The organism is Bacillus sp. FSL R9-9834 (assembly GCF_038006905.1).
Lineage (GTDB): Bacteria > Bacillota > Bacilli > Bacillales > Bacillaceae_G > Bacillus_A > Bacillus_A pacificus.
Map to the genome: position 1 here is coordinate 4,484,870 of NZ_JBBOWD010000001.1, position 21,610 is coordinate 4,506,479.

At 36.5% G+C, this 21,610-nt stretch carries 25 protein-coding genes, 1 pseudogene and 1 other annotated feature; of the genes and pseudogenes, 11 read left to right on the top strand and 15 right to left on the bottom strand.

Annotated features, from left to right (window positions below; all coding sequences use genetic code 11):
- Window positions 1-191 precede the first annotated feature (191 nt).
- The 3 genes from tyrS to acsA form a co-directional block, all read right to left on the bottom strand.
- Window positions 192-1,448 carry a tyrosine--tRNA ligase gene (gene tyrS, locus MKY00_RS23480; RefSeq protein ID WP_000512096.1) on the bottom strand — a complete coding sequence of 419 codons (1,257 nt, stop codon included), beginning with the start codon at window positions 1,446-1,448 and terminating at the stop codon, window positions 192-194.
- Window positions 1,449-1,518: 70 nt separating this feature from the next.
- Window positions 1,519-1,747: a binding site (T-box leader), on the bottom strand.
- Between the two features lie 204 nt (window positions 1,748-1,951).
- The gene (locus tag MKY00_RS23485; protein WP_016718676.1) at window positions 1,952-2,500 is read right to left on the bottom strand and encodes a GNAT family N-acetyltransferase; all 549 of its coding nucleotides are present in this window, start codon (window positions 2,498-2,500) and stop codon (window positions 1,952-1,954) included.
- Between the two features lie 67 nt (window positions 2,501-2,567).
- The gene (gene acsA / locus MKY00_RS23490; RefSeq protein ID WP_000862042.1) at window positions 2,568-4,286 is read right to left on the bottom strand and encodes an acetate--CoA ligase; all 1,719 of its coding nucleotides are present in this window, start codon (window positions 4,284-4,286) and stop codon (window positions 2,568-2,570) included.
- A gap of 176 nt (window positions 4,287-4,462) precedes the next feature.
- Between acsA and acuA the strand changes: the two genes are divergently transcribed.
- From acuA to MKY00_RS23510, 4 genes are all read left to right on the top strand, one after another.
- Window positions 4,463-5,095 carry an acetoin utilization protein acetyltransferase AcuA gene (gene acuA, locus MKY00_RS23495; protein WP_000581384.1) on the top strand — a complete coding sequence of 211 codons (633 nt, stop codon included), beginning with the start codon at window positions 4,463-4,465 and terminating at the stop codon, window positions 5,093-5,095.
- Window positions 5,096-5,112: 17 nt separating this feature from the next.
- Complete coding sequence (locus MKY00_RS23500; RefSeq protein ID WP_000634566.1) at window positions 5,113-5,757, top strand: acetoin utilization AcuB family protein; 645 nt, start codon at window positions 5,113-5,115, stop codon at window positions 5,755-5,757.
- On the top strand, window positions 5,754-6,920 hold the full coding sequence (gene acuC, locus MKY00_RS23505) for an acetoin utilization protein AcuC (protein WP_016718677.1): 1,167 nt from the start codon (window positions 5,754-5,756) through the stop codon (window positions 6,918-6,920). Before MKY00_RS23500 ends, acuC begins: the two co-directional genes overlap by 4 nt.
- Window positions 6,921-7,085: 165 nt before the next feature.
- Window positions 7,086-7,946, top strand: a complete 861-nt coding sequence (locus MKY00_RS23510) for an alpha/beta fold hydrolase (RefSeq protein WP_141114897.1) — start codon at window positions 7,086-7,088, stop codon at window positions 7,944-7,946.
- Between the two features lie 66 nt (window positions 7,947-8,012).
- Here MKY00_RS23510 and MKY00_RS23515 read toward each other — a convergent pair whose 3' ends face one another.
- Entirely contained in the window at window positions 8,013-8,285 is a 273-nt protein-coding gene (locus tag MKY00_RS23515) for a hypothetical protein (protein ID WP_016718679.1), read from the bottom strand.
- Window positions 8,286-8,561: 276 nt separating this feature from the next.
- Between MKY00_RS23515 and MKY00_RS23520 the strand changes: the two genes are divergently transcribed.
- Both MKY00_RS23520 and mscL read left to right on the top strand, forming a co-directional pair.
- Entirely contained in the window at window positions 8,562-9,488 is a 927-nt protein-coding gene (locus MKY00_RS23520) for a Gfo/Idh/MocA family protein (RefSeq protein ID WP_001039706.1), read from the top strand.
- A 128-nt stretch (window positions 9,489-9,616) separates the two neighbouring features.
- The gene (mscL, locus tag MKY00_RS23525; RefSeq protein WP_000267012.1) at window positions 9,617-10,015 is read left to right on the top strand and encodes a large conductance mechanosensitive channel protein MscL; all 399 of its coding nucleotides are present in this window, start codon (window positions 9,617-9,619) and stop codon (window positions 10,013-10,015) included.
- Between the two features lie 49 nt (window positions 10,016-10,064).
- Here the strand turns inward: mscL and MKY00_RS23530 are convergent, their stop codons facing one another.
- Window positions 10,065-10,337: a DUF3917 domain-containing protein gene (locus MKY00_RS23530; protein ID WP_016718680.1), complete on the bottom strand. Its 273-nt coding sequence runs from the start codon at window positions 10,335-10,337 to the stop codon at window positions 10,065-10,067.
- A gap of 151 nt (window positions 10,338-10,488) precedes the next feature.
- Here MKY00_RS23530 and dhp61 point away from each other — a divergent pair, with 151 nt between their 5' ends.
- The 3 genes and pseudogenes from dhp61 (at window position 10,489) to MKY00_RS23545 (ending at window position 11,479) form a co-directional block, all read left to right on the top strand.
- Window positions 10,489-10,785: a protein Dhp61 gene (gene dhp61, locus MKY00_RS23535; protein WP_000390665.1), complete on the top strand. Its 297-nt coding sequence runs from the start codon at window positions 10,489-10,491 to the stop codon at window positions 10,783-10,785.
- Between the two features lie 89 nt (window positions 10,786-10,874).
- On the top strand, window positions 10,875-11,111 hold the full coding sequence (locus MKY00_RS23540) for a DUF3949 domain-containing protein (protein WP_000637879.1): 237 nt from the start codon (window positions 10,875-10,877) through the stop codon (window positions 11,109-11,111).
- Between the two features lies 1 nt (window position 11,112).
- Window positions 11,113-11,479: pseudogene (locus tag MKY00_RS23545) on the top strand (DUF4288 domain-containing protein).
- A gap of 35 nt (window positions 11,480-11,514) precedes the next feature.
- Here the strand turns inward: MKY00_RS23545 and ccpA are convergent.
- Window positions 11,515-12,513: a catabolite control protein A gene (ccpA, locus tag MKY00_RS23550; RefSeq protein WP_001103311.1), complete on the bottom strand. Its 999-nt coding sequence runs from the start codon at window positions 12,511-12,513 to the stop codon at window positions 11,515-11,517.
- Between the two features lie 643 nt (window positions 12,514-13,156).
- Window positions 13,157-14,173: a CamS family sex pheromone protein gene (locus MKY00_RS23555; protein WP_016718682.1), complete on the bottom strand. Its 1,017-nt coding sequence runs from the start codon at window positions 14,171-14,173 to the stop codon at window positions 13,157-13,159.
- A 199-nt stretch (window positions 14,174-14,372) separates the two neighbouring features.
- Between MKY00_RS23555 and MKY00_RS23560 the strand changes: the two genes are divergently transcribed.
- A protein-coding gene (locus tag MKY00_RS23560; protein ID WP_085966774.1) for an IS3 family transposase occupies window positions 14,373-15,706 on the top strand; the annotation gives its coding sequence in 2 pieces (ribosomal slippage) (window positions 14,373-14,760 and window positions 14,760-15,706; 1,335 coding nt in all).
- Between the two features lie 55 nt (window positions 15,707-15,761).
- Here MKY00_RS23560 and ytxJ read toward each other — a convergent pair.
- Both ytxJ and MKY00_RS23570 read right to left on the bottom strand, forming a co-directional pair.
- On the bottom strand, window positions 15,762-16,088 hold the full coding sequence (gene ytxJ / locus MKY00_RS23565) for a bacillithiol system redox-active protein YtxJ (RefSeq protein ID WP_016718683.1): 327 nt from the start codon (window positions 16,086-16,088) through the stop codon (window positions 15,762-15,764).
- Entirely contained in the window at window positions 16,088-16,600 is a 513-nt protein-coding gene (locus MKY00_RS23570) for a DUF948 domain-containing protein (RefSeq protein ID WP_001197726.1), read from the bottom strand. Before MKY00_RS23570 ends, ytxJ begins: the two co-directional genes overlap by 1 nt.
- A gap of 187 nt (window positions 16,601-16,787) precedes the next feature.
- Between MKY00_RS23570 and MKY00_RS23575 the strand changes: the two genes are divergently transcribed.
- Window positions 16,788-17,903: an aminopeptidase gene (locus MKY00_RS23575; RefSeq protein ID WP_016718684.1), complete on the top strand. Its 1,116-nt coding sequence runs from the start codon at window positions 16,788-16,790 to the stop codon at window positions 17,901-17,903.
- A gap of 34 nt (window positions 17,904-17,937) precedes the next feature.
- Here the strand turns inward: MKY00_RS23575 and MKY00_RS23580 are convergent, their stop codons facing one another.
- The 6 genes from MKY00_RS23580 to murC form a co-directional block, all read right to left on the bottom strand.
- On the bottom strand, window positions 17,938-18,372 hold the full coding sequence (locus MKY00_RS23580) for a hypothetical protein (protein WP_016718685.1): 435 nt from the start codon (window positions 18,370-18,372) through the stop codon (window positions 17,938-17,940).
- 15 nt (window positions 18,373-18,387) lie between these two features.
- Window positions 18,388-18,570 carry a hypothetical protein gene (locus MKY00_RS23585; protein ID WP_016718686.1) on the bottom strand — a complete coding sequence of 61 codons (183 nt, stop codon included), beginning with the start codon at window positions 18,568-18,570 and terminating at the stop codon, window positions 18,388-18,390.
- A complete protein-coding gene (locus MKY00_RS23590; RefSeq protein ID WP_016718687.1) occupies window positions 18,567-18,971 on the bottom strand; it encodes a PH domain-containing protein in 405 nt (134 codons plus the stop codon). Before MKY00_RS23590 ends, MKY00_RS23585 begins: the two co-directional genes overlap by 4 nt.
- A 78-nt stretch (window positions 18,972-19,049) precedes the next feature.
- The gene (locus MKY00_RS23595; protein ID WP_016718688.1) at window positions 19,050-19,541 is read right to left on the bottom strand and encodes a GNAT family N-acetyltransferase; all 492 of its coding nucleotides are present in this window, start codon (window positions 19,539-19,541) and stop codon (window positions 19,050-19,052) included.
- Window positions 19,538-20,086: a GNAT family N-acetyltransferase gene (locus tag MKY00_RS23600; protein WP_016718689.1), complete on the bottom strand. Its 549-nt coding sequence runs from the start codon at window positions 20,084-20,086 to the stop codon at window positions 19,538-19,540. The genes MKY00_RS23595 and MKY00_RS23600 overlap by 4 nt, the downstream gene beginning before the upstream one ends.
- Window positions 20,087-20,284: 198 nt before the next feature.
- Window positions 20,285-21,595, bottom strand: coding sequence for a UDP-N-acetylmuramate--L-alanine ligase (murC, locus tag MKY00_RS23605; RefSeq protein WP_000219470.1), 1,311 nt, complete (start codon window positions 21,593-21,595; stop codon window positions 20,285-20,287).
- Window positions 21,596-21,610: the final 15 nt, after the last annotated feature.

The following is a 21,610-nucleotide window of genomic DNA, read 5'->3' on the forward strand; positions in this document are numbered from 1 at the left end:
AATCAGTGGGGGTTTTCTTCATCCCCCACTGATTATTAGTTGAACCAATCGGGCTTTTATGAGCAGTTGATCCCCCACCTAACTTCTTTGCTTTCGCTGCATTTTGAGGTGGGGGTCTTACTGCCCATTAAAGCGGGATAAACTTTTCAGTTTACAATTCGGGGCACTATTTGTTTTACATTCGTTTCGGATTAGTAACGAATTAAGAAATATTTCTTTTTACCGCGGCGAATGATTGTGAATTTACCTTCGATGCGGTCTTTTTCTGTTACAACGTAGTCTAATGCTTGTGTACGCTCACCGTTTACGTAGATTGCGCCGTTCGTTACATCTTCACGCGCTTGACGTTTTGATGGAGAGATTTTGCTTTCTACAAGTAAGTCGATTAATACTGTATCTTCTGCAGTACGTTCTACAGATGGTACGTCTTTGAAGCCTTGCTCGATTTCGCTTGCAGTCAGTTCTGCTACAGAACCGCTGAATAATGCAGCTGAAATTTTAATCGCTTGCTCTAATGCTTCTTCGCCGTGAACAAGTTTTGTCATTTCCGCACCTAATGCTTTTTGTGCTGCACGTTTTTCTGGTGCTTCAGCTACTTGTTTCTCAAGCTCAAGAATTTCTTCATGAGATAAGAATGTGAAGTATTTTAAGTATTTAACAACGTCGCGGTCATCTGTGTTAATCCAGAATTGGTAGAACTCGTAAGGAGTTGTTTTCTCTGGGTCTAACCAAATTGCGCCGCCTTCTGTTTTACCAAACTTCGTACCGTCAGATTTCGTAACAAGTGGAATTGTTAAACCGAATGCTTTCGCATCTTCTTCTGATTTACGGATTAATTCAAGACCAGCTGTAATGTTACCCCATTGGTCACTACCACCGATTTGTAGGCGGCAATTATGGTGTTGGTATAAGTTTAAGAAGTCGTATGATTGTAAAATCATGTAACTAAACTCAGTAAATGAAATACCAGTCTCTAAACGAGATGCTACTGTATCTTTTGCTAACATATAGTTTAAACCGAAGTTTTTACCGATATCGCGTAAGAATGAAATGACATCTAAGTTACCAAGCCAGTCATAGTTGTTAGCCATTGTTGCTGGGTTTTCCACGTTTTCGAACTCTAAGAAGTTTGAAAGTTGGTTTTTAATGCTTTCTGTGTAGTAAGCAACTGTATCTTTCGTATTTAATGTACGCTCTGCTTTTTTACCACTTGGATCACCGATCATACCAGTACCACCGCCAACAAGTGCGATTGGTTGGTGACCAGCTAATTGGAAACGACGTAACATTAATACTGGTAACATATGACCGATGTGTAAGCTATCCGCTGTCGGGTCGAAACCACAGTATAATTTAACGCTTTCTTTTTCTAATAATTGCTCAAGGCCCTCAGCATCTGTTTGCTGATTAATTAGACCGCGAAATTCAAGATCTTGTAAAATACCCATATCCTACATACTCTCCTTTAAGTTCATTACTGGCGTGAAGGTTGAAAACATAAAAAAATCGCCCCTTCAAATAAGGGACGATTTTGATTATCGCGTTACCACCCTAGTTGCAGACCAAAAAAGCCTACCACCTTATTTACATAACGGCTTAGCACCGTCTCTTCCCTTTTGAATACAATTCAATCGAAAAAAGATGCTCTAGGGGCGTAATTCGCGATCATCTATGTGCTGATTTTCACCGGCCATCAGCTCTCTAAAACAGGGAAATGATCACTACTTCTCCCTTTCCACGCTCAATTATTCATATACTTTTCTTTATACCATCATTTATATAGGCGTGTCAAATAAGGGTCGGATTTCTCTTCTTGCCAATCCTTTATAACGCCATAAAGAGGAATTTATTAGACATACAAAAAGCCTCCCTCATCTATTCTTTCATAAATGTATACAGACGAGGAAGGTACTTCGTTCAAATATTATTTTAGTTTTTTAACTATAATCTTTTATGCAAGCCAATCTTTTTTTAATAGTACATAATGGTTTTCCAAAAATAGTTCATTGTATTTAAGGAATAAGCGTTTCACTTGTTTCTCTAATTTAAAGCCTATTTGTTCCATAGACCTGCATGAATTGATATTATTATCCCAAGCCTGTGCATGAACCTCATCTACGTCTAAAGTTAAAAATATGTAATTATATATTAAGTTTCTCGCTTCTCGATTGACCCCTGTACGCCAATACTTACGCGCAATCCGCTGAGCTTCCGAAGTTACAATTAATTTTTTATTTTCATTCATTATTGGCATAGAAATCCAATAGGTTCCTATCATTTCCTTTGATTGTTTCATTACGATTGCCCAAGCCATAATATCTTTTAAATTTTTATAAGTATGTAACAAGTCCTTAATTTCATTATTATCTTTTGGAGTCACATTCCCTGTCCAATGGTGCATATCTGGATCTTTCATTACCTCATACCACTGTTTGTAATCTTTTTCCGGTTCCACAGAGCGTAAGCATACTATGTTTCCTTCTAAAACAGGTATCTTCATCTCCATTCCCCCTTTATTATTTACAAAAAGAAAGGCCTGAACATTATTTCGTTCAGACCTTTCTCTCTTAATCTTCCATCGTTGATAAGTCACCTGTTGGTAAGTTTAACTCCCACGCTTTTAATACGCGGCGCATAATTTTACCGCTTCTCGTTTTCGGTAATTTATCTCTAAATTCAATTTGTCTTGGCGCTGCATGAGCTGCTAGACCTTTCTTTACAAATTGACGAATTTCTTCTTTTAATTCTTCAGATGGTTCGTAACCTGCACGAAGCGCGATAAATGCTTTAATAATTTCGCCGCGCACCGGATCAGGAATACCGATTACACCAGCTTCTGCAACGGCAGCATGCTCGATTAATTTGCTTTCTACTTCAAATGGTCCAACGCGCTCACCTGACGTCATAATTACATCGTCAATACGCCCTTGGAACCAGAAGTATCCATCTTCATCCATGTATGCAGAGTCACCTGATACGTACCAATCTCCTGGCATAAAGTAAGATTCATACTTTTGTTTGTTATTCCAAATTCCACGCATCATCGCTGGCCAACCTTTACCAATTGCTAAGTTACCCATTGTGTATGGAGGCACTTCATTTCCTTCATTATCAACAATCGCTGCTTTTACACCTGGAATTGGTTTACCCATTGAACCTGGACGGATTTCCATACAAGGGTAGTTACAAATAACTTGTCCACCTGTTTCTGTCATCCACCACGTATCATGAATACGAAGTCCAAATGCGTTCATACCCCATCGAATTACTTCTGGATTTAACGGTTCACCAACGCTTAACACGTGGCGCACTTGTGATAAATCGTATTTTTTAATTGCATCTTGTCCAGCACCCATTAACATACGGAAAGCTGTTGGTGCGCTATACCAAACTGTTACGCCGTAATCTTGCAGTGCTTCATACCAAGCCTCTGGACTAAAGCGTCCGCCTAAAATAACATTTGATGCTCCGACTAACCACGGTGCGAAAATACCGTAAGCTGTACCAGTTACCCAGCCTGGGTCAGCTGTGCACCAATATACATCGTCTTCTTTTAAATCTAATACCCATTTCGCCGTTTGATAGTGCTGAACCATTGCGTTTTGCGCATGGAGCACACCTTTTGGCTTACCAGTAGAACCAGACGTATAATGTAGAATCAAACCGTCTTCACGGCCTAACCATTCAATATGTAATTCTTTTGAAGCTTGTTCAAATAAAGGATTGAACGCTACCGTCTTACCGCCTTCTTCTACATGATCTCCAACAAGGAAAACTGTTTTTAAAGCTGGTAAATCATTTAATGGTACACGCTCTAACAATTCAGGCGTTGTAATTAACACTTTTGCTTCGCTATCTTCTAAACGATCGCGAACTGCGCCTTCCATAAACGCTTCAAATAGCGGTCCAACGATTGCCCCTAATTTCACTGCACCAAGAAGGGCAAAATATAACTCTGGGGAACGCGGCATAAAAATAAAAACGCGATCGCCTTTTTCTACATCGCCATAATTTTTTAGGACGTTTCCTGCTTTATTAGAAAAATCCTTCATTTCCTTAAATGTATATTTCTCTTTTCGCGATCCATCTTGATAATAAAGGGCTACTTTATTCTTTCGATCGGATTTCGCATGCTTATCAATTGCCTCATACGCCATATTTACTCGGCCTGTTTCATTCCAAGTAAAGTTTTTATTAACCTCTTCCCAGTTAAAATTTGCGTATGCCTCATCATAATTCGGCAAATTATTTTCTCCTTTAATGACAGGAAGCGTTTCTACTTTCATACTTTACATCCCCCTCCTATGTATTCTATTATCTATTATAATGACATTATTTAAAATTTTCAGTATATTTGTTGATTTTTAGACAAATTTTTAATGACAAATTTCGATTCACATCGCATATATTATAAAGTACGATATGAATAGATTCACAAACCCTCAAGGTGGTGAGCAATACATTGATTCATAAAAAAATATATAATGCTAGAAACTTAAAAACAGCGAAAGGCACTTTAATTATTGAAGGGCCTGTCTCTACACATAACTTAGAAATGTATGAGTTTCATCCAGACTTAATTGCGTTTCGTCCTGCCGAGCAGCAATATAAAGCAATTGTCGAAATTTCTAAATTGCCAGAAGCTCGTCTCATTATTGCTAGACATGACCAAACGATTGTTGGGTATGTTACATACTTGTATCCTGATCCACTTGAACGATGGTCAGAAGGAAAAATGGAAAACTTAATTGAACTCGGGGCAATTGAAGTTGTCCCAGCCTTCCGTGGTTGCGCTGTCGGAAAAAACTTATTAGAAGTTTCCATGATGGACGATTATATGGAAGATTACATTATATTGACGACTGAATATTATTGGCACTGGGATTTAAAACAAACAGGCTTAAATGTTTGGGAGTACCGAAAAGTAATGGAAAAGATGATGAATGCTGGCGGGTTACAATGGATGGCTACAGATGATCCTGAAATTTGTTCACATCCTGCTAACTGTTTAATGGTCCGCATCGGTAAACGCGTTGATACAGATTCTATTCAAGCATTTGATCGTCTACGTTTTCACAATCGTTTTATGTACTAATAAAGGGGGCAACTGGAATGATTGTAGAAGAAATTATGAATCAAGATGTAGTGACATTACATCCAAACGATACAATCGAAACAGCAATCCGAACGATACGTACGAAAGGCATTCGGCACATTCCAATTGTCGATCAAAATAATCATGTCGTAGGCATTATTTCTGATCGGGATGTAAGAGATGCAAGTCCGTCTATTTTAGATGAACAAGTTTCACTCGATATGCTGAAGCAACCGCTTGAACTGATTATGAAACATCCTGTTATGACTTGCCATCCTCTCGATTTCGTTGAGGAAATTGCTACTTTATTTTTTGAAAATAAAATTGGCTGTCTTCCTGTTACAAAGGCTGGAAAGTTAGTCGGAATCATTTCTGAATCAACTGTACTGCATACGTTAGTGAAATTAACAGGGGCACATCAACCGAGTTCACAAATTGAAATTCAAGTAAAAAATGAACCTGGTATTCTTGGAAAAGTCGTTGCTATTTTTAGCGATTTACAAATCAATATCGTGAGCGTTCTCGTCTACCCAGCAAAAGATGAGAATGATAAAGTACTCGTTTTCCGCATTCAAACGATGAATCCGCTAAAAGTGATTGATGCACTTGAGGCAGAAGGCTACCGCGTATTATGGCCAAACATTATGGGGATGCAAGCATGAGTAGCGCGTTTATTTATTCGGATGACTTTCGGGGCTATTCATTTAGCCCTGATCATCCTTTTAACCAACTGCGCGTCACACTTACGTATGATTTATTACAAAAGGGTGGTTTCATCTCTCCTTCTCAAATCATCTCACCAAGGATGGCTACAGATGAAGAGATCGCCTACGTTCATACAGAAGAGTACATAAATGCGGTAAAACGTGCTGGAGAAGGTAAGTTAGAAAAATCAATTGCGATGACATATGGACTCGGAACAGAAGATACGCCGATGTTTCCAAATATGCACGAAGCAAGCGCATTACTCGTTGGTGGTACGTTAACAGCTGTCGATGCTGTTCTTTCCGGGAAAGTAAAACACGCGCTTAACTTAGGAGGCGGCTTACATCATGGCTTCCGCGGCAAAGCATCTGGATTTTGTATTTATAACGATAGCTCCATCGCAATGAAATATATTCAAAAGAAATACGGTTTACGCGTTTTATATATTGATACAGATGCTCATCACGGTGATGGTGTACAGTGGTCTTTTTATGACGATCCTAACGTATGCACCATTTCACTACATGAAACTGGTCGATATTTATTCCCTGGAACTGGAGCTGTAAATGAACGCGGACAAGGTAATGGCTACAGTTATTCTTTTAACGTTCCACTCGATGCTTTTACAGAGGACGAATCTTTCTTAGATTCCTATCGAACTGTCGTAAAAGAAGTGGCCGCATACTTTAAACCGGATATTATTTTAACGCAAAATGGCGCTGACGCACATTACTACGATCCACTTACACACCTTTGCGCAACGATGAATATTTACCGTGAAATACCGAAGCTCGCTCGCGAAATCGCTAACGAATATTGCGAAGGTCGTTGGATTGCTGTCGGCGGCGGTGGCTATGACCATTGGCGCGTCGTCCCAAGAGCTTGGGCACTCATTTGGCTCGAAATGAACAACATCCAAAACATCTCAGGTTATCTCCCTCCAGAATGGATTGAAGCTTGGAAAGGACAAGCAGAAACAGAACTTCCCCTCACATGGGAAGATCCAGACAACATGTATAAACCTATCCCCCGCAAACCAGAAATTGAAGAAAAGAATGCATTAACTGTAGCGAAATCCCTTGAAATTATTCGGAATAATATGACAAAATCTTTGTACTAAACGAAAAGGAGGCTCGTTTTTGAATAGCCTCCTTTTATTTATAGCTTGCTATTATTGGCGTTTTTTGTCGGTAAGTCGATATATTTTAATAATCGCTGATATATTTCAAGTTGCGCCGATATATTCTAATAATCGCTGATATATTTTTATGTACTAACGGACTTTATAAGGAAAGGTCGTGATATTATGTGGACACAACAAATGATCCACACGAAACGCGGCACATTCGAGCTTTTTACTAAAGGCAGTGGCGAACCGCTTTGCATTACACATCACTATTCACAATTTAATGAAACTGGTGATTACTTTGCGGATGTTTTCACTTCTACGCATCGTGTATTGCTCATTAATTTACGAGATGCTGGTAACTCCGCAAAAGCCAATTCAGAAAAAGAATTAAGTATGATTGAAACCATTCACGATTTAGAAGCTATACGAGAAGCTTTACAACTTCCAACATGGCATTTCGCTGGTCATTCAACAGGTGGTATGCTTGGACTTTTATATGCAATTACCTATCCAAAATCCTTACAATCGTTAGTACTCGTTGGAGCCGCAGCAAGCAACTACACCGAAACACCTTTTTGCATTTATCATCCAGAACATCCACAATTTCATTATATGCAACATCTCATCGAAAACTTAAAAAGCCCTCACCTTACAAATGAAGAACGGAAAGAACTATCTACTGAGAGAACAAAATTATCATTGCATAAACCAGAAAACTACAACTCTTATTTTTGTAAACCAATCCAAAAAACAATGTCTGCTAGCCGAATGAATGCTTTTTCTCACGAATATCCAGCATTTAATTTACGAGAACATTTACCTTCTATGAAAACAAAGACGCTTATTATATGCGGAAGATACGATGTGCAGTGCCCGATTCAGTATTCTATCGAGATGCATGAGGGCATACGTAATTCTATTTTTGTGACATTTGAAGAGAGTAACCATTATCCCTTTTTGGAAGAAGCTGCTCAGTTTACTTCTACTACTCGAACATTTTATAAATTGTTACATTAGTACCGTTATTATTAAGGAAAGCTCACAGTCTCTGTAAGACTATGAGCTTTTTTCAAAAGAAGTATTTCAACTAGTAACAATTAAAAGAAGAACACACAAAACCACTAAACCTAAATCAATAAATACTGCCTTTTTATCTCCTTCTTTTAAACTTATTAGAAAACTAGAAATGATTTTAATTATAAAAAAGACCATCATAAATAACCCACCGAAATGATTATTTGTAGGGTCTTCATCATAAAACATTTGTATTGCACCGATAATTAATAAAATAAGTATGATATTAGTTCCGATTTTTAAAGCCTTGTGTGATTTATTATCTTTTAATATATCCCCCAAAATGTTGCACGCCCTCTCAAACTATCTTGTGTGTTGGCACAGATGTTTTATCCCCTTTTACATTTTAACATAAATTACCTTATATATACTTTTACTTACAGCTATAGACATGCACGGCAATGATAATGTTCCCTCCATTGCAACGTGCTCATAACTTTGAAGAGATAGAAAAGATTTTGCTAGAAGGACATAAGTAAAAAGCTAATTTTTGCCTTCCTCCCCCGCTCTATGCTACATTTAACCCGTTATATCAATATGAATAGGGTGGGATTACATATGAACAAACCTAAAATTGGGATGATTGGACTTGGAAGTATCGCACAAAAAGCCTATCTTCCAACACTTACAAAAGAAACAGATTGGAATTTTGTAGGGGCTTTTACACCTAATGCAGAGAAAAGGAAACAAGTTTGCCAGCAATACCGCATACAAGACTTCCATTCTATTGAAACGTTAGCTTCAGAATGCAATGCAATCTTCGTTCATAGTTCAACTGCATCGCATTATGAAATCGTTTCTGAACTTCTGAAAAAAGGAATCGATGTTTATGTTGATAAGCCGCTAGCTGCTACAGTAGAACAAGCTGAGAAACTAGTTGAATTGAGCGAAAAGTATAACCGAAAGTTAATGGTTGGATTTAATCGCCGCTTCGTTCCTATGTATGTTGCGGCAAAAGAGCAAGCTCATAATATTTCATGGATTCGAATTGAAAAGCATCGTACAAATAAAGTCGGGCCATATACGTACGACTTTACGATGTTAGATGATTACTTACATATTGTAGATACTGCTCGCTGGTTAGCTAACGATGAGCTTAACGTCGTTCATAATATGATGCAAATCAATGAAAAGAATGAACTTCTTTACGGACATCATACATATACAACTGTAAATGGAATGTTACTTTCTACCGCAATGCACCGCCATGCCGGTACAAATTTAGAACAAATTGAACTTGTCACAGCAGGAAAAATCATTCGCGTAAAAAACATGAACACATTTGAAGTTGAGCAAGAAAATGCAGTTTCTCAAATTGGCTCCCCATCATGGGACACGACGTTAAAACAACGTGGTTTTGAAGATGCTGTTCATCATTTTATTGCATGTGTACAAGGAGATACAAAGCCTGTTGTAGATGGATTAGAAGGATTAAAAACGCAGCAAATGTTGCAATCTCTTCTGAATGATGTAAACAAAAATTAAAACGGATACATTTTTCAGAATTTACTTTCATTCCCATTTCCCCTTTATTTCTCACGCAAATTTCTATAGAATATGTTGATAGGAATTATAAATTTCATAATGAATCGTGGAAAGGATGGGATTAACACATGTGGAACGAGTTTAAAAAGTTCGCTTTCAAAGGGAATGTCGTTGATTTAGCTGTCGGGGTTGTAATCGGTGCGGCATTCGGTAAAATCGTTAGTTCTTTAGTAAAAGATATTATTACACCATTACTTGGTATGGTATTAGGTGGCGTTGACTTTACAAGTTTACACTTTGGATACGGTAAATCTGCTGTTATGTATGGTAACTTCATCCAAACAATTTTTGATTTCTTAATTATTGCAGCTTCTATCTTTATGTTTGTTAAAGTGTTCAACAAACTAACATCTAAAAAAGAAGAAGAAAAAGAGGAAGAAATTCCAGAACCAACAAAAGAAGAAGTTCTTCTTAGCGAAATTCGCGACTTATTAAAACAACAAAATTCTTCTAAAGATAGAGCATAATTGAACGGATAAAAAGGCATGCCCCTTAGGGACATGCCTTTTCTATATGCTATAACGTTTCCGAATTCATATGAATAAATAAAATAATACCAGCAACCATAAGTACCATAATACTACTTGCAAATAGTGTAATACCGATAAACATTAAACTTGTGCTCATGTCCGCCGATACACTTTCAATAAAAATAGAAATTACATACGTGATAAGGGCAATTCCTGCAAGAATACTTCCTGGAACAAATCGCTTTAAACCATTTTGTTTTAACGTCATATATGCAAAAATAGCAGTCATACAAAGCGTAATTATCCAAAGAACGATCATCTCTTCTCCCCCCTCACAAGCCTTTTCTTTCTATTATACATGACATTGCCCTATAATAGTTAAATTTGCACTTATGTGACATATAACAAGGAATTATACAGTCATATAGAGAAGTCTCCCAAATAAGCTATAGAACTCGGGAGGATTTCAATTGGAAGAAGATATTGTAGGATATTTTAAACAAGTAGAGAAATTTGATTATATTACAATTGACTTAGACAAAAAGTTTTTTTATATGGAAATTGTACAACTAGAAACAAATATAACTTTGCTAAAAATATCACTTAACTTAGAAAAAGATGAAACTATTATTGCTGGCAATGTGAAACAATATGATCCTTCTAGGTTAGAACAATTCATACAAAGCTTTAAACACACTGCCCAAACATGCCTTGCACATAATTTACGAAGTCCTGAAGAACTTTTTGCATTTTGGAAAAAGAATTAATCTCCCTTTCGTTAAAAAAAAATGGTTATTTTTTCTATTAATTGATATAATTATCATATACAAATATTCTTTATAAGGGAGTGTTCATAATGATCTGGATTTCACTAATCGTATTAGCCTATTTCATCATTCTCGTCCCAATACAGTATAACTACATTAAAATACTCAAAGAAAAACAGAAGAAAATGAATATGTCACAAAACGAACTATATGACAACATGTCTTATGAAGAATCCCAAATACATTACCATTATCAAAGTAACGTATTTACAATACCCGCTTCGCTTGTCGCAAGTATTATTTATAAAGTGAAACATGCAGCATAATATGTACGCTGTAAAATTATTGTTTGAATCTGTTCATTCTGGTGAGCCTGATCCTCCAAAAATTGATGAGGATTATGAAAAAAAAGGATTGTGATACACTTTTTGAAGAAAGTATTATTCTTGTTAAGGCACACAGCTTGGAAGAGGCCCATGCACTAGGTGAACAAATCGCTATACATTCTGAGCATACGTACGATAATATGTACGGTGAGCAAATAACGTGGACGTTTCGAAAAGTATTGCATGTGTTTGAATTAGACGATACACCATTTGAAACGGGAAAAGAATTATACGCAAGATTTTTACAAGTTAAGAAAAATGAAACAGTGGATACAGTCTTACAAAAATACTATCCTGAATACGAATAAAAGCTCACAGCAATCGCTGTGAGCTTTTTTTATACTTACTTCGTTGAATCTCTAAATTGGATACGGTGAGGTAAGATAACAGTGTGATCTTCCACTTTTTCTTTGTTCATATACTTTGTTAATAGACGCATTGCTACTGCACCGATATCATACATCGGTTGTACAACTGTTGAAAGTTGTGGACGAACCATTAATGCAAGGCGTGTATTATCGAAACCAAGTACTTCTACATCAGTTGGTACATTTAATCCAGCATCTTGTGCTGCGTGAATTACACCTAGTGCCATTTCGTCAGAAGATACGAAGATCGCTGTTGGCTTTTCATCAAGGCCCCAAAGCTTTTCGAATGCTTCGATACCTGAATCATATGTGTAATCTCCATCGATTACAAGATTTTCATCATATGAAATACCTGCTTCTTCTAAAGCTTTTTTATAACCTTGTAACTTCTTCGCGCTTCCCGCTTTATCAATGAAAGGACCAGAGACGAAACCGATACGCTTATGTCCTTGTTCAATAAAGTGCTTCATTGCGTCGTAAGCCGCTTGTGTATAATCAATGTTTACTGATGGCGTTTCATTTTGCTCATCAAATGACGCTGCTAATACGATTGGTACTGGAGACTTTTTAAATTCTTCAACGTGAATATCTGTAATATCTTCACCCATGAAAACAATTCCGTCCACTTGTTTTCCAAGCATCGTATTTAATAAATGGAACTCTTTCTCTTTGTTTTGGTCAGAGTTACTTAAAATGATGTTATATTTGTACATTGTTGCGATATCTTCAATTCCACGAGCAAGTTCTGCATAAAACGTATTTGAGATATCAGGAATAATAACACCTACTGTAGTTGTCTTTTTACTTGCTAGTCCACGTGCTACCGCATTTGGGCGGTATCCTAAACGATCAATTGCTTCTAATACTTTCTTTCTTGTTGTAGGCTTTACATTTGGATTACCGTTCACAACGCGTGATACGGTAGCCATTGAAACGTTCGCTTCACGCGCTACATCATATATTGTTACGTTCATCTCATCGCACACTCCTTCTATTTTTGTTATCTATTTTTATGTATCGGTTACTTGAATGAAAAAAAGACATCAACTCTATTTGCAGATGCCACCAATCGTCCCGAGTTCTTCCTTTTACTAATGATACGATAAAAACGCAGGCTCATACAATATTTTCCCGCAAAAGTTTCGAAAAAATTCGCTTCTTTTCTCGTATTTTCGTATTTTTTATGAAAAAAAGGGCATTTTTTGTAAAAATATAGATGTTTCATAAGTAGAAACCTTATTTTAAGCAGTACGATAGTACATGAAATTTATATCAGCGATTTTTTAAATATATCGACCGCAACTCGAAATATATCAGCGATTTTCCAAATATATCGACCGCAACTTAAAATATATCAGCGATTTTCCAAATATATCGACTTACCAACAAAAATCGACAATGATAGGCATGTGACGCGCTGGACCTAGAATTACTCCACAATTGGCAATAGAAGATCACATCCCCCTGTAGAATACGTTACATCGACAATGCAAGGGGTAAATAGGTTTCTTTCTTTGAAATCAGTACAGCAGAAATATGAAGCATATTACGCGTCGCTCCGTCCCATCGTCCCCTTTCATTTACAGTAAAAAAAGACAGTTTAAACACTGTCTTTTTTTACAAGAAGGAAACAAACGGTTTATCGCTGTTTTTCTCTTTTATAACAATTGCCTCAATTTTATTCTCGGACTTTATCTGCAATTGTACTTTTGCATCTTTTGGTAATTGGTCTAACATACTTTGAGCGGCGAGTTGAGTAAGAGCCATTAATTCTGTTTTACCGTTATATTTAATAACAATATCCATATTTAATGTATCCATTTGATTTTTCTTATAAGAAACTTTAGCATTTACTGGGATAAAGTCTCCAGGAGAAAAACCTTTCATTGCCTCAGCAAATTTATTTATTTTTTCATTATCTTCTCCATGCGCTTGTGTAAATTCGTCAGAAGGATATGAATACGCTTTTTCTTCAATCGCATTCCAATTTCCAAGGTTCGTATCATTCTTTTGAACGGTAGCACTAGCAATATACGTGCCATTTTTTAAAGAACTTGTACTTTCTTGCTTAAAGATAGCAAACGTAATTGGGGATTTATTATACTTGCCATTTTTATGAATAGCTTCTATAAGTTGTCCAGCCACTTCAGTTCCTTTAGAAAGCGCTTCTTCATTTGATACACTTGACGACATTGCTAACCCAATCACAACGCCAGATAAACTTAATTCATTTGAATTCTGCTTCCCGAAATAGTCTTGTTCTATAATATTTGTCAAAACGGGTGCTTCTACTTTTGCGACTAGTTCATCAACTAACTTCTCAGGAACATACTGATTTAATTGAAGCACATGGTTTTCTGTATCAAATTGCTCTTTTGCAATATTCATTAAACCATTTTCATACTCTGCTAAATCTAATTTAGAATTTGTTTTTACATTAGCTGTATTTATAACCTTTTGTTCTTTTAAAGGAATTACAGTTCTATAATAATCTTTAGAAACAGCAGTTCTCGGAATCATGCTTTTTTCTTTCGTATCTTTCTGTATAACTTCATCCTTCTTACTAATCGTATCATTACTACAAGCTCCTAGTAATAAACTTACGACTGCGAAAGATAATGCCATTTTCTTCATTACTTAAAACCTACTTTCAACAATCTAGTTATTTAGTTTGAACTATTAACAGTTTACCATTAAATATATTTCAACAAAAACAAAAAAAAGAAGCAAGCACCTTAAACTGTACCCTATAGAATAGACACTTAAAAAAAGTCTATTCTATAGGGTATTTCTTGTATAATGAGAGAAAAATGAGAATCGGAGAAATTTCAAAATGACGAAAAAATTGCTTACAGAAAAGGAAATTCAAATATTATCAAAAAATCGATACGTAAAATCGGTAAGCCAAAAAGGAATTACCTATACCGATGAATTCAAGCGTATTTTTATTAAGGAAAATGAACAGGGTAAACCACCTCGTATTATTTTTGAAGAATGTGGTTTTGATATAGATATCATCGGTCTACAACGTATTGTGTCATCAGGAAATAGATGGCGTACGTCCTATAAGCAAAACGGTGTATGGGGCTTAAGAGACACACGTAAGGAAAACTCAGGAAGAAAGTCAGAAAGAGAACTTACATTAGAGGAGAAATATGCACGTTTGGAAGCGGAACGAAACTTATTAAAAGCTGAAAATGAACTGTTAAAAAAGATCAAATTTATGGAAGGGAGGATGGGAAAGAAATAACGTTACACGCTAGTCAAAAGTACCTATTAATTCGTTCTATCATTGAAAAATACCGCCTGAAAAATATGGTGAGATATTTGTGTCAGGTCGCAGGCGTTTCACGTTCTGGATACTATAATTATTTTTTAGCCATTTCTCAAAGTCGGCGAGAGAAAAGAATACATCAAGATGAAATAGTGAAAGAGATTATATTAAAGGCATTTCGATTTAAAAACCGAAAAAAGGGGGCTCGTCAGATCAAAATGACATTGGCGGGTCAATTTCAAGTTGTCTACAATTTGAAACGCATCCGTAGAATCATGAAAAAATATGGGATAATCTGTCCTATTCGTAGAGAAAATCCCTATAAAAAAATGTTGAAAGCGACGAAAGAACACTTCGTGGTACCCAATCGATTAAAACGCGAATTTAGGCAAGGTGTACCGGGAAAGGTACTTCTTACAGATATCACATACCTGTTTTATGGTAAGAATCAAAAAGGATATTTATCTACTATTCTAGACGGGTCTACGAATGAAGTTTTGGCGTATCATGTTTCAGAACGACTTACCTTAGATATCGCAACGACGACGCTGCACAAACTAAAGAAGAATAAGAAGGTACGATTAACGCAAGATGCCTATATTCATTCTGATCAAGGTGCTCATTACACAAGTCCTACCTATCAAAAATTAGTCAAAAAATTAAAGCTGGGACAATCTATGTCAAGGCGAGGAAACTGTTGGGATAATGCCCCACAAGAATCTTTTTTCGGGCACTTTAAAGATGAAGCACACATCAAAACTTGTACATCTTTCACACAGTTAAAACAAGAAATTAAAGACTATATGAAATACTATAATCAGCACAGATATCAGTGGAATTTAAAGAAGATGACTCCTGTCGAATACAGAAACCATCTTCTTGATGCCGCCTAACTTTTTTTAAAATGTCCTTTACAAAGGGTACAGATTACCTTTCGCTTGCTTCTTTTTACTTAATATTCTCTTCTAAAGCGTCTTTTTTAATGTTCCAATGAGACGTATTCCATACTACCATCCCATCTTTTATGTATAACACTTGCGGAGATTCATGTTTCATGCTGTACTGTTCTGCAACACGATTCGAAACATCTCTCGCATCTTGTACGTATAAGTAATACGCTGGTACCGCTCTTTCTTCACTACAATAAGCTTGAAATTCTGTATAGGCACCATGACTAATCGGGCATGTCGTACTATGTTTAAAAAGAACATAAGGCTCGTTTTTTTCTATTAATACTTCGAGCTCTTCAATTGTTTCAAGTTTTGTCATATTCATTACGATTCACCTCTCATACGAAGTCTAGAGCGCTTCTCTTTCTTTTCAGCTTTTTTCTCAAGTCTTTCTAATTTACGCTCTTCTTTTTCAACCTTTTTCTCTTGTCTTGTCGCACGATAATGATTGTATACTTCAATTGCTGCACTACTCCACTGTACAACTTGCGCTACTTTATCTGCATTATTTTCAATTTCGTCCGTAACAGACTCTGATACATTACGAAGTTTCGTATTTAAGGAATGGATTGTCGTTCCAATTCCATCTACACCCGATACTACTTTATTTAATGATTGTGACTTCTGTTGAATGTCATCAGCTAACGCATTTGTTTTATGTAATAATTGCTCCGTCTCTACGCTAATTCCTTGCATTTGCTTTTCTAAACCTTCTAACGTGCTTGCAACGTTTTCTAACGTCTTCTGAACCGATAACAACGTTCTGCATACATACACTACTAATACAGCGAAAGCAACCGCGATAATAGCCGCACTTACATATAAAAGAACTTGCATTTCATCACTTCCTTTATCTTTTTCATACTTTCTCCTATTATACAATCATTTTCCGTTTCGTTCTAATCCCTATCTTTTCATTAGAATTTTCATACTTATTCGTTAACTTTAACATAAATGATTCAACAAATTCCACTAAGTAGGTTACAATAGGAGAGGATACATAATTAGTAGGGAGGCTTTACATATGAAAGATCCACGTATTGAAAAGTTAGCATACAATTTAATTAACTACTCTATTCGCTTACAAAAAGGCGAAAAAGTATTAATTGAAAACTTTGGCTTACAAAAAGAACTTGTAACTGCACTTGTAAAAGAAGCATATGCAGCTGGTGGTTTCCCATTCGTTTCTTTAAAAGATCATCAAGTAGATCGCTCTTTATTAATGGGTGCTACTGAAGAACATTTTGAACAAATCGCTGCGTATGAAGCAAGCGTAATGAAGGATATGGACGCTTATATCGGTCTTCGCTCTGGCGATAACATTAACGAACAAGCTGACGTGCCAAGTGAAAGAATGCAAATTCATGGTCAAACAGTTGGTAAGAAAGTTCATAGAGACATTCGCGTTCCAAAAACACGCTGGGTTGTTCTTCGCTACCCAAATGCTTCTATGGCGCAGCTTGCTAAAATGAGCACAGAAGCTTTCGAAGACTTCTACTTCGAAGTTTGTAACTTAGACTACGGTAAAATGGATAAGGCGATGAATAGCCTTGTTACATTAATGAATAAAACAGATAAAGTGCGCCTAACTGGTCCTGGAACTGACTTAACATTCTCTATTAAAGACATTCCAGCAATTAAATGCTCAGGTCATTTAAACATTCCAGACGGTGAAGTATACTCTGCACCAGTTCGTGATTCTGTTAACGGTACAGTTTCTTACAACACGCCATCTCCTTACAACGGTTATACATTTGAAAATGTACAACTTAAGTTCGAGAACGGCCAAATCGTTGAAGCAACTGCAAACGATACAGAGCGCATTAACAAAATCTTCGATACAGACGAAGGCGCACGCTACGTTGGTGAGTTCGCAATTGGCGTAAACCCATACATCTTACATCCAATGGGAGACATCCTATTCGATGAAAAAATCGATGGCAGCTTCCACTTCACTCCTGGACAAGCTTACGACGATGCATGGAACGGCAATAACTCGAACATTCACTGGGATTTAGTGTGCATCCAACGTCCTGAATACGGCGGTGGCGAAATTTACTTCGACGACGTACTAATCCGTAAAGACGGACGATTCGTTGTACCTGAATTAGAAGCTTTAAACCCAGAGAACTTAAAATAATGAAAAACGCTCGGGATTTTTTCCGAGCGTTTTTTTAATACTTTAATAAGTCTTTCGCCACATCTTCTGGCACTTTAAAACTCATTTTCTTATTTTTCATTTCAACTTCAACATACGGGACATCTTTATATACTGTCATCGTACCAATTTCATGTAATTCCTTTTTATCTTTACTCGACTCCGATAATTTTGTTGTACCTTCTTGATACATTTTAAATGTTTTCCCTTGCGGAGTATCTAAAGGAGCTGACTGCATTTCCCACTTATCCATTTTCATGACTTCAAACAGCTTTTCAATTTCTTTCTTATCGGTAATTACTTTCTTTTCACTTGAATCAGTAAGTGATTCAATTTCAACTTTTTGTGCCTTTTCTAAGTTTAGATCCGTCTTTTCCTTCTTCGTACTACATCCTAGTAAAAGAACGGATGCGGTTAGCAGAAGTACAAATAACATAAGGACTTTTTTCATTTCTAATCCTCCTAACTATATAGAGCTACTTTTCTCCCTTTTCGTTTGCTGAAAATGAAAATAATATAAAAGCGCCACTGCGATCGTACCTATTAATATTGGTACATATAAAGGCAGATCCCATTTCATATATACTCTAGTGCAACCAACAAGCACAAATAATATTTCTAAACAAAACAAAGGTTTTACATATTTCATTTCTTCCCTACCATTTCTATTTTCACATTTGGATTCTCTTTCTCAATAAGCGCCAAAAATTCATTCATATGTTGCGGCATCGCAACCATATGTACTTTGTATGCATTGGTCGTAATTTCAAGAGATTTCCCAACTTGACGAATGATTCTTATCTCTTTTAATACGATATCGTCATTTAAAATACCGTACTTTAATACACCATTTTCTACTTTATGCTGTTTAATAAACACTTCCCAAACGAGTGGTACATTAACAAGGAAGCATAAACTCATCCCAATTAACGCTGTCATCCACTGCTCTTTATTTGTGACAATCATGACAAGTGGATACACAAACATAAAAGCTAACGTGAGACAAACGAAAATGACTACTGACTTACTTCTTCGAATCGGAAAATTCATATACGCACCCCCCAACCTAAATTATACCACTTTTTCCATTTTAGTTCATAAAAAAAAGGCCATTTCTACATGACCTTCTTAAACAATATATCTATAAAATTTCTTATCCACCTGCAACACTGGAAAACTTTTTGGCAACTCATCTATACTCACACTTTCAAAACCATTCTTTTCATAAAAGCGATGCGCCGCTAAAAATTTCACTGTCGTTCCTAAGTAAATATCCTTCAGCTTTTTATTCTCAGCCCACAAAATTGCTGTTTGGAGCAACTTATGTGATGCACCCCACTCTTTTCCGCGAAATTCTTTTTTTACGAACATTTTTCTTAACGCTATTTGATGATTCCCAATATCTAATAAAGCTACTGTTCCAACTACTTTACCATCATAAATTGCTACCCAAAAGTTGCCATGATTCCTTTGATAAAATGTTTCTATTTCAAGCAGGTCCGGCTGCTCTTCTTTCGTAATGGGGACATTGTACTCTTTTTTCTGAATATGAACGATAAGATCTACTACTTCATCTTGAAACGTACTTTCATACGGAATAATGCGTATCTTCTCGTTCATCGAATCTCCTTCCACTCTGAAGCTAGTAAACTATATACTGCGAGATCATGAAAATGATCGTATAACCATTCTTCATCTCTTAAAACACCATCTAACTTAAACCCTAAACGTTCTGGAATAGCGCGACTTTTCACATTTTCAATACCGCATCTAATTTCCATTTTATTTAATTTTAAATTCTCAAATGCATAGTGAAGTACAGCCTTCACGCTACGCGTCATAATACCTTTCCCACCAGCATCTTCTGCAAGATAATATCCGAGACTTGCCGCTTTCTTCCCCCAGCTCACTGGATGAATACCTACCATCCCAACGAGCTTTCCTTTATAACGTATGCCACTTTCAAAACCGTCTCCCTCTGCAAACTTCTTTAACCACATCGGACAAATCTCATTATAAGCATCAGCAGATTTCGTCCCATCTACCCAAGGAAGCCATCTTCTTAAATGGTTACGGTTTTGATCTATTAATTGATATAATTCCTCTTTATGATGCTTCTCTAATAATTGTAATTCGATTTCGTCGTCTACCCGGAGTGTGAACATGTTTTTTAGCTCCCCTTTTTATTTTTCTTATTATTCTAACACTTCTAAATAGAAAATGCCCATCTAATATATCAACGATTTTTAAAATATATCGACGATTCGACAAGGGATATCGACTTACCGACTAAATTCGACAACATTACTACACCCTACAACACAACAAAAAAAGACGCACAGCTAAGCTATGCGTCTTTTCTATTACTTCTCTGCAACTTGAACTTCTTTTACGTAAGCTGCTTCGAATTTTTGGATGTCTCCTGCGCCCATGAAAATGAGAACGCCGTTTTTATGTTTCTTTAATACATCCGTTGTTGTATCTGTAATTAATTCTGCACCGTCAATACGCTTTTGCAGATCTTCGATTGTTAATTCACCTTTGTTTTCGCGCGCTGATCCGAAAATATCACATAAGTATACTTGGTCAGCTTTGCTTAGGCTTTCCGCGAACTCATCTAAGAACTTTTCTGTACGTGAGAATGTGTGTGGCTGGAATACAGCGACAATTTCACGCTCTGGATGTTTTTGACGAGCTGCTTCAATCGTTGCATTAATTTCTGTCGGATGGTGTGCATAGTCATCAATAATAACTTGCTCTCCCATTGGCTTTTCATTAAAGCGACGTTTTACGCCTTCAAAAGTTGTTAGCTGATGCTTAACTGCCTCTACATCAACGTTTTCATAATGGCAAAGTGCGATTACTGCTAATGCATTTAATACGCTGTGGTTGCCGTATCCTGTAATTTTGAACGTGTCATAGTACGTATTACGAACGAATACATCGAAAATAGTACCATCTGTTCTCTTTTGAATGTTACGTGCTTGGAAATCATTATCTTCTCCAAATCCATAGAAAATAACAGGTACTTTCGCTTGAATTTTTTGAAGTTCTTCATCATCTCCACATGCAATAATGCCTTTTTTCACTTGCAATGCCATCTCTTGGAATGCACTGAATACATCATTGATATCTGTGAAATAATCCGGATGATCAAAATCAATGTTTGTCATAATCGCATAGTCTGGATTGTAAGACAAGAAATGACGACGATACTCACAAGCTTCAAATACAAAATACTTACTATTTTCTACCCCATGCCCTGTTCCATCTCCAATAAGGTAAGATGTAGGGTGTGCACCTTGCATTACATGGGCTAACAAACCAGTTGTTGATGTTTTTCCATGTGCACCAGTTACAGCAACACTTGTGTATTGATTCATAAGGTCACCTAAGAAGTGATGGTAACGATGTACTGGGATATTTAATTCTTTTGCTGCTACGATTTCTTCATGCGTATCAGGAAATGCATTTCCTGCAATAATCACTTGTCCTTCTTTTACATTACTTTTATCAAAAGGAAGAATCGAGATACTACGCTTTTCCAACGCTGTTTGTGTAAAGAAACGCTTTTCATAATCAGACCCTTGAACAGTATGCTTCATGTCATGAAGAATTTGCGCTAATGAACTCATTCCTGTTCCTTTAATTCCTACAAAATGGTAAACTGTCATCTTAAAGAACCTCCA